Source organism: Saccharomonospora iraqiensis subsp. iraqiensis (genome assembly GCF_000430445.1).
Taxonomy (GTDB): Bacteria; Actinomycetota; Actinomycetes; order Mycobacteriales; family Pseudonocardiaceae; genus Saccharomonospora; species Saccharomonospora iraqiensis.
Genome location: NZ_KE387070.1, coordinates 2,918 through 9,956, shown reverse-complemented (window position 1 = coordinate 9,956; position 7,039 = coordinate 2,918). Strand labels below are relative to the sequence as shown.

At 71.8% G+C, this 7,039-nt stretch carries 9 protein-coding genes; 4 read left to right on the top strand and 5 right to left on the bottom strand.

The features are described 5' to 3' along the window. The 3 genes from ACTIR_RS22195 to ACTIR_RS0107370 all read left to right on the top strand — a co-directional run. Positions 1-188: TOBE domain-containing protein (locus ACTIR_RS22195; protein WP_034238845.1), on the top strand; the 188-nt coding region annotated here is incomplete at its 5' end. A 4-nt stretch (positions 189-192) separates the two neighbouring features. Continuing rightward, positions 193-987 carry an HAD-IIA family hydrolase gene (locus tag ACTIR_RS0107375; RefSeq protein WP_026453781.1) on the top strand — a complete coding sequence of 265 codons (795 nt, stop codon included), beginning with the start codon at positions 193-195 and terminating at the stop codon, positions 985-987. 41 nt (positions 988-1,028) lie between these two features. Continuing rightward, a complete protein-coding gene (locus ACTIR_RS0107370; RefSeq protein ID WP_026453780.1) occupies positions 1,029-1,832 on the top strand; it encodes a metallophosphoesterase in 804 nt (267 codons plus the stop codon). A gap of 39 nt (positions 1,833-1,871) precedes the next feature. On the opposite strand, the gene ACTIR_RS0107365 is transcribed toward ACTIR_RS0107370, so the two are convergent. The 5 genes from ACTIR_RS0107365 to ACTIR_RS0107345 all read right to left on the bottom strand — a co-directional run bounded on the left by ACTIR_RS0107365 (position 1,872) and on the right by ACTIR_RS0107345 (position 6,761). After that, entirely contained in the window at positions 1,872-3,521 is a 1,650-nt protein-coding gene (locus ACTIR_RS0107365; RefSeq protein WP_026453779.1) for a RecQ family ATP-dependent DNA helicase, read from the bottom strand. A gap of 52 nt (positions 3,522-3,573) precedes the next feature. Further along, entirely contained in the window at positions 3,574-3,945 is a 372-nt protein-coding gene (locus ACTIR_RS0107360; protein ID WP_026453778.1) for a YccF domain-containing protein, read from the bottom strand. A gap of 127 nt (positions 3,946-4,072) precedes the next feature. Then, positions 4,073-5,107, bottom strand: coding sequence for an ion channel (locus tag ACTIR_RS0107355; protein WP_026453777.1), 1,035 nt, complete (start codon positions 5,105-5,107; stop codon positions 4,073-4,075). A 63-nt stretch (positions 5,108-5,170) separates the two neighbouring features. Then, the gene (locus ACTIR_RS0107350) at positions 5,171-6,142 is read right to left on the bottom strand and encodes a R2-like ligand-binding oxidase (protein WP_026453776.1); all 972 of its coding nucleotides are present in this window, start codon (positions 6,140-6,142) and stop codon (positions 5,171-5,173) included. Positions 6,143-6,158: 16 nt separating this feature from the next. Further along, positions 6,159-6,761, bottom strand: coding sequence for a TetR family transcriptional regulator (locus tag ACTIR_RS0107345; RefSeq protein WP_026453775.1), 603 nt, complete (start codon positions 6,759-6,761; stop codon positions 6,159-6,161). A gap of 81 nt (positions 6,762-6,842) precedes the next feature. Here ACTIR_RS0107345 and ACTIR_RS26385 point away from each other — a divergent pair. Beyond that, positions 6,843-7,039 (top strand): HAD hydrolase-like protein (locus ACTIR_RS26385; RefSeq protein ID WP_161629626.1); only part of this gene is annotated, 197 nt, incomplete at its 3' end.

Here is a 7,039-nt window from a genome sequence, read left to right as displayed (position 1 = left end):
ACACCGTCGTCACCGCCGTGGAGCCGCACGGCGGCGCCCTGGTGCGCGTGCGCACCGCGGCCTCGGTGACCGCCGAGGTCACCCCCGCCGCGGTGGCCGATCTGGCGCTGGAGCCGGGGACACCGGTGCGACTGGCGGTGAAAGCCGCCGCAATCACCCTGCACCCGGCCGCACAGGCGATAGGTTGACCCCATGACCGAGCGGCAGTGGAACTACCTGACCGACATGGACGGCGTGCTGGTGCACGAGGACCGCCTGGTGCCCGGCGCGGACCAGTTCCTCGCCGAGCTGCGGGACGCGGGCGCGCGGTTCCTCGTGCTGACGAACAACTCCATCTACACCCCCCGCGACCTGCGGGCGCGGCTCGCGCGCACCGGCCTGGACGTCCCCGAGGACGCGATCTGGACCTCCGCGCTGGCCACCGCGCGGTTCCTGCACAACCAGCGCCCGGGCGGGTCGGCGTTCGTGATCGGCGAGGCGGGGCTGACGACCGCGCTGCACGAGGCGGGATACGTACTCACCGACGTCGACCCGGACTACGTCGTGCTCGGGGAGACCCGCACCTACAGTTTCACCGCCATCACCCGGGCGATCCGGCTGATCGAGCAGGGCGCCCGGTTCATCGCCACCAATCCCGACCCGACCGGCCCGAGCCGGGAGGGTCTGCTGCCCGCGACCGGGTCGGTGGCGGCGCTGATCGAGCGGGCCACCGGGCTCTCGCCGTACTACGTCGGCAAGCCGAATCCGCTGATGATGCGCTCGGCGCTGCGGGCGCTCGGGGCGCACTCCGAGCAGACCCTGATGATCGGCGACCGGATGGACACCGACATCCACTCCGGGATCGAGGCGGGCCTGCGGACGATCCTGGTGCTCAGCGGGATCTCCGACCGCCACTCCGCCGAGCGCTACCCCTACCGCCCCACGCTGGTGGTCGACTCCATCGCCGACCTGCTCGGACGCACCGCCGACCCGTTCGAGGTGGGCTGACCGAGGGGCCGCGACGGCGGAGGCATATCGTCGCGGGCGTGATGGAGGAGTCCACGTTCGTCGTCGGTGACGTGCACGGGCACCACGACGAGCTCACCGAGGCACTGCGCGCACACGGGCTCGTCGACGAGGCCGACGACTGGGCGGGCGGCCGGGCCCACCTGTGGTTCCTCGGCGACTTCGTCGACCGCGGGCCGGACGGGGTCGAGGCGATCGACCTCGTCCGCAGGTTGCAGCGGCAGGCGGACGCGGAGGGCGGGTTCGTGCAGAGCCTGCTCGGCAACCACGAGGTCCTGCTGCTGGGCACCCACTTCTTCGGGGACACGCCGGTGTCGTCGGACACCGACACGCGCAGTTTCGCGCGGAGCTGGACGCTGAACGGCGGTCAGGTCGCCGACCGGGACGCCCTCACCGACGACCACGTCGAGTGGCTGGTCTCCCGGCCGGCGTGCGCCCTGGTCGACGACCACCTGCTGGTGCATTCGGACACGCTGGAGTACCTCGGGTGGGGCGGCGACGTCGCGGCGGTGAACGCGGCCGTGCGCGAGATTCTGACCTGCGACGACATCGAGCGGTGGTGGGACCTGTGGCGCAGGCTGACCACCCGCTTCGCGTTCCGCGGCGCCGACGGCGGGCGGGCGGCGGACACGCTGCTGGCGGCACTCGGCGGTGAGCGCGTGGTGCACGGCCACAGCGTCATTGCCGACCAGCTCGGCGTTCCCCCCGTCGAGATCGACGGGCCGGTGCTCTACGCCGACGGCCGCGCCCTCGGTGTCGACGCGGGACTGTTCGCCGGTGGCCCGTGCCTGGTGGTACGGCTGCCCTGGGAGCCGGGGCCACGCTGAGTCGCCCGGCGGTGCCGGGCGCGTCCCGCCTGCGGTGGCTCAGCCGTCGTCGGTGTCCGCCCCGGTCCCGACCGGGGTCAGCAGACCGCCCTCCCGCACCGTCGACAGTGCCAGTGTGCGGTACCCGCCGCCGTCGAACAGCACGGTGAGCCGGTCGGCCTCCCGGGTGGCCACCGTGCCCCGGCCCCACTGCCGGTGCCGCACCCGGGTGCCCACGTCGAACTCGACGTCGTCGTCCGCGGGAGGGGCGTGCGCGCCCGCGGTGCCCGCCGCGCAGGTGTCGCAGTGGCCGCACGGGTGGGGGAGACGCTCACCGAAGTAGCCGAGGAGGAACTGCCTGCGGCAGGCCGCGGTCTCGGCGTACTCGCGCAGCACCGCGATCCGGGACCGGTCCAGTTCCCGGCGCCGCTCGAACTGCCCGGCCGCGGCCCGCGCGGGCGGCGTGTCGGGGTCGGTGACGGTGAGGCCGCCGTCGGGGGCGGTCCCGACGACGCCGGCGCGTTCGAGCAGGCCGAGGTTGCCCATCGTGCTGCGGTGCGACTGGTCGACGTCGTCGTCCAGCTCGGTGGGGGTGACGGTGCCGTCGTGCTCGGCGACGGTGTCGGCGACCTCGGTGACCTTGTCCCCGTCGAACGAGCCCGCCGTGAGGAACCGCTGGAGGTCGAAGTCGTCGGCGCGGTGGACCAGCAGCGCCTCGGCGGGCCCGCCGTCCCGTCCCGCTCGGCCGATCTGCTGGTAGTAGGAGTCCAGCGAGTCCGGCGGGGCGGTGTGCACCACGAACCGGACGTCCGGCTTGTCGATGCCCATCCCGAACGCCGAGGTCGCGACGACGACGTCGACCCCGCCGTGGGTGAAGGCGTCCTGCACGCGCCTGCGTTCCTTCGCCGGGAGACCCGCGTGGAAGGCCGCCACGGAGACCCCGTGTTCGGCCAGTTCCGCGGCGAAGGTCTCGGTGTCCGCGCGGGTGGGTGCGTAGACGAGGCCGGGTGTGGGCCCGGCGAGCACCCGGTCGCGCACGACGTCGTGACGTCGCGTGTCGTCGGTGATCCGGGTGGCGGCCAGGAACAGGTTGGGCCGGTCGAAGCCGGTGACCACGCGCACGGGGTCGACCATGCCCAGGTGGCCGACGATGTCGTCGCGCACCGGGCCACTCGCCGTGGCCGTGGCGGCCAGCACCGGTGGTCTGCCGAGCGCCTCCACCGCGTGCCGCAGCCGCAGGTAGTCGGGGCGGAAGTCGTGTCCCCAGTCGGAGACGCAGTGGGCCTCGTCCACGACGAACAGCGAGGGTCCGGCGTCGCGCAGCCGGTCCACGGTGCGGGGGTCGGCCAGCTGCTCCGGGGACAGGAACAGGTACTCGGCCTCGCCCCGCCGTACCGAGCGCAGGGCCCGGTCGGACTCCGCGCCGGGCTGGGCCGAGTGCACCGCCACCGCCTCCGGCGCGTCCGGGTCGTCCGCCAGGTGGCCGAGCTGGTCGCGTTGCAGCGCGATCAGCGGGGAGACCACGACGGTGGGGCCGGGCAGGAACACGGTCGGCACCTGGTAGGCGAGCGACTTGCCCGCACCGCTGGGGAGCACCAGCAGCACGTCCCGGCCGTCCAGCACGGCCTCCATGGCGGTGCGCTGCTCGGGACGGAGCTCGGCGACGCCGAACGACTCCTCCGCGACACGGTCGAGGGAGGTGGGGGACACACGACCGGGTTTCCCCGTTCCGGACGGGGAAACCCGGCGTGACCGCGCCCGGTCAGGTGGACACGACCTCCCGGCCGAGGGGCAGCAGCGACACCGGCACCATCTTGAAGTTGCCGAGCCCCAGCGGGATGCCGATGACGGTGAGGCACAGGGCGATCCCGGTGACGATGTGCCCGATCGCCAGCCACAGCCCCGCCACGAGGATCCACACCACGTTGCCCAGCATCGACGGCACCCCGGCGGTGCGGCGTTCGGTGACGGTGCGGCCGAAGGGCCACAGCGCGTACCCGGCGATCCGGAACGACGCCAGCCCGAACGGGATCGTCACGATCAGCAGACAGCACAGGATCCCGGCGACCACGTACCCCAGCGCCAGCCACACCCCGGCCAACACCAACCAGATCACGTTCAACACGGCGTTCATCCCGCCAGTCTCCCGTACCCCGGTCGGGTGGTGTCGTGAAGGGCACCTTCCCGGCGCGTGGCGCAGTGAATGTGCCCCTCGCTGCGTGTGACGCAGGGAAGGTGCCCTTCACGGTCACTACGGACGGTCACCGTGCCCGGGCGAGGGTGTGGGCGATCTCGGTGGGGGTCAGGGGGGTGGCGCTGACGTAGTAGAGCGTCGAGCCGGGGGGTAGTTCGTCCTGCCAGTCCGGATTGACCAGCAGGCGGTCGCGTGTGCGGGCGGCGAGCAGCGTGGCCCCGTGGTTGCGGCCGAGCGCGGTCCGGCAGGTGTCGACGAGGACGGGGCCGACCGTCTCCGGCAGTGTCACCGAGTAGGTGTTGGCGCCACCGTGCGTCATCAGTTCCGCGTAGACCTCCGTGATCCCGGGCGACTGGAGCTCCTCGGTGATCATCCGCGGTGTGTGCCACTGCACGGGGCGGATCCGTTCCCCCACATAGCCCAGCAGGGAGGCCCGTTCCATGTCCCGCAGGGTCACCACGGTGTGCGCGTCCCGGTTGAGGTGATCCACGGCCAGCGTGACGGCCAGCGCCTCGTTGTCGTCGCGGACGTCCACGAGAATGCGGGCCGCCCGGTCGACCCCGGCCCGGCGCAGCACCCCGGCGTCGGTGAGGTCGCCCCGGACGAACTCGACGGGTTCGCCCGGCATCGGGTGGGTGACCACGTCGTCCCACGTGCCCAGCACCAGGTCGCCGCCACCCTCGGCGCGGAGTTCGGAGACCACCCGTTCGGTGCGCCCGGGCAGGTATCCGAGCAGCACCGTGTGTCCGGACAGGTTCACCGTGATCGCTCCCTGCATACGTTGTCCCCTCGCCTTCTCCAGCAGCGACGCGAGCTTGGTGAACACCGTCGTCAGCGCCGCGATCCCGCCCACGATCACGTAGGCGCCGACGACGTGCCCGGCGGGTGAGGCGGGGGAGAGATCGCCGTAGCCGACCGTCGCGGCGGTCACCACGAAGTACCACCAGTAGTTCGCCGGTTCGACGAGCTCGCTGCCGTCCGGTTCGGCCAGTGCCATCAACGGCCAGCTCGTGAGGAAGACGAACACGGTCACGGCGATCGGCGTGACCCACGAGGTCAGCAGGCTGATCCTCGCCAGGAGCCGGGACAGGATGAACGGCACGTGCGCTCCGGATCGGGGGTGGGTGGCCGGACACCGTTGTAACACGGTGCCCGGCCGGCGGAGTCACCGTGCGGCGGCCTCGGCGAAGGCCTTCTCGTCCTCGCGGCCGAAGGTCTCCTCCAGTTGCTCGGGGGAGTAGTCCAGGTCGATCTCGGCGACGTCGGCGCCGCGCGCGGACTCGATGGCGCCGAGCCTGCGCTGCGCGCGGTCCGCCGCGTACTGCACGAACTCCTGGTTGTCGACGTCGAACGGCTGCTCGTCGAACTGCTCGTTCACCCACTCGATCATGCCGAGCGCGTGCGGGAGGAGTTCCCCCATCCGCTGCTGCACGACCTCCCAGAGGGAGTCGTCGGCCGCCACGTGCCGTCGGCAGGTGAACGTGCCCCACGCCATGTGCCTGCGCTCGTCGTCACCGATGCGGCGCACCAGCTGCTGCATGCCCGGCAGGATGCCGCGTCCGGTGCAGATCTTCTGCCAGGCGTAGTAGCCGGTCAGCGCGAGACTGCCCTCGATGACGTGGTTGTAGGTCACGCTCGCCCGGATCTGGTTGACCGGGCTCGGGTCCTCGGCGAGCACGCCGAGCGAGGTGGGCAGTTCCTCGTAGAACAGCTTGCGGTAGTGCGGGTTCTCCGCCACGAAGGAGTGCAGGTCCCCGGTGAGGCCGACGGCGTCCATCCAGCGCCGGAACACCTCGGTGTGCTTGGCCTCCTCGAAGCAGAACTGGCTGAGATACATCTCGTCGGCCAGCCTGCCCTCGGCCGCCATCGCCTTCATGAACGGCTGGATGTCCTCGGTCACCGCCTCCTCGCCCGCGATGAACTGCGCGCAGAGGTAGGTGGCCGAGCGGCGCTGCTCGTCGTCGAGGGACTCCCAGTGCTCGCGGTCGGCGCTGAAGTCGAGGTCGGCGGGGTTCCAGAACTTCGTGTTGCCCTTGACGAACAGGCGCAGCGGGAACGAGTCCCAGTTCAGCCCGCCGCGGCGCAGGGACTGGAAGCCGTCGCGGCGCTCGGTGCCGGTGTCCAGGGTGCCGGTCATGGGAACTTCCCTTCGGTCACGTCGTTGTGGATGGGGCCGGGGTGGCGTCGAGCAGGGGGCCGAGGACGGCGCACACACCGTCCGCGGCCCCGGTCGGCGACGCCGTGGGCAGCACCAGGTAGCTCAGCGTCAGCCGGGTGGCGGTCTCGGCGACGAACCGGGGGTCGGGCAGCTCCGGCCGTTGCTCCCGCAGATAGGACTCCGCCATGTCGGTGGCCGCCCGCAGGACCGGTTCGCCGCGGGTGGTCAGCAGGGGCAGCAGGTCCTCGGCGACCTCGGTGCCGGTCACGGCGGCGACCAGCGGGTTCTCCCGTGCGTGGTCGATCGTGTAGGCGGTGGCGGCGTGCAGGCCCGCCAGCACGTCGCCCGCGGTGTGCAGCCGGTGCTGGATGCCGTCGGTGAACTCGGCGAGTGTGCGCAGGGCGACCGCCTGCACGAGGGCGCGTTTGTTGCCGAACTCGTTGTAGACCGTCTGCCTGCTGACCCCGACTTGGGTGGCGACGTCGGCCATCCGCAGCCGCGCGTAACCGCGGTGGGCGAGCAGCGTGGTCGCGGCGTCGAGCAGCTCCTCGCGCAGGGATGACCGGACACGCCGGGCATGACTGGTGGTGCGGGACACACCGTGATCTTGACATCTGTCCACGCCATGTCAATTGCCTTGACACGTTTTTGCAGCATGTCAAGAAATTACGGTGGGTCCGTGCGACTCTGCGTGGGCTTCGACCTGGACATGACCCTGATCGATCCGCGACCGGGCATGGTGGTGGCCATGAACCGGCTCGCCGAGGAGACCGGCTTCGCCTTCGACGGCGAACGGTTCGCCGCGAACCTGGGGCCGCCGCTGGCGAGCGTCCTGCGGGAGTTCGGCGCACCCGCCGAGCGGATCGGCGAACTCGT

What these genes read in the sequence shown, in the direction of transcription:
- ACTIR_RS0107375 (WP_026453781.1), top strand. Translation starts at nt 193, where the DNA reads ATGACCGAGCGGCAGTGGAACTACCTGACCGACATGGACGGCGTGCTG.
- ACTIR_RS0107370 (WP_026453780.1), top strand. Translation starts at nt 1,029, where the DNA reads ATGGAGGAGTCCACGTTCGTCGTCGGTGACGTGCACGGGCACCACGAC.
- ACTIR_RS0107360 (WP_026453778.1), bottom strand. Translation starts at nt 3,945, where the DNA reads ATGAACGCCGTGTTGAACGTGATCTGGTTGGTGTTGGCCGGGGTGTGG.
- ACTIR_RS0107350 (WP_026453776.1), bottom strand. Translation starts at nt 6,142, where the DNA reads ATGACCGGCACCCTGGACACCGGCACCGAGCGCCGCGACGGCTTCCAG.